The sequence below is a fragment of the Neisseria sp. P0021.S006 genome (assembly GCF_051956895.1).
The window spans coordinates 1-480 of sequence record NZ_JBQCWZ010001155.1 but is presented as its reverse complement, the minus strand read 5'-3'; the positions used below and the strand labels follow the sequence as shown (position 1 = coordinate 480).

At 49.2% G+C, this 480-nt stretch carries 1 pseudogene; it reads left to right on the top strand.

The annotated features are described in order from the left end of the window. Positions 1-150: 150 nt before the first annotated feature. Positions 151-480, top strand: a pseudogene (locus tag ACTHUM_RS19225) (transketolase); the annotation flags it as partial.

Genomic DNA, 480 nt, shown 5'->3' with positions numbered 1-480 from the left:
CATCTATCCCGTCCGTTTCAGACGGCCTATTGGAAATCATGGCGTCTGACAATGCAAATATCAAAGGCTATTCTTGAAAGCACGGCTGATTCAGGCGATAATCGGCACACTTTTTTCATATTTCCAATCTTGTCCAAGGAAGGTCAAACCATGTCTCAACTGGCAAACGCAATCCGTTTCCTCTCAGTCGATGCCGTACAAAAAGCCAACTCTGGCCACCCGGGTGCGCCTATGGGTATGGCGGAAATGGCGGAAGTATTGTGGACGAAGTTCCTCAATCATAATCCAGCCAACCCGAAATTCTACAACCGCGACCGTTTTGTCCTCTCCAATGGTCATGCTTCCATGATTCTTTACAGCCTGTTGCACCTGACCGGCTACAACGTTTCCATTGATGATCTGAAAAACTTCCGCCAACTGCACAGCAAAACCCCCGGCCATCCTGAATATGGCTACACCGACGGTGTGGAAACCACGACC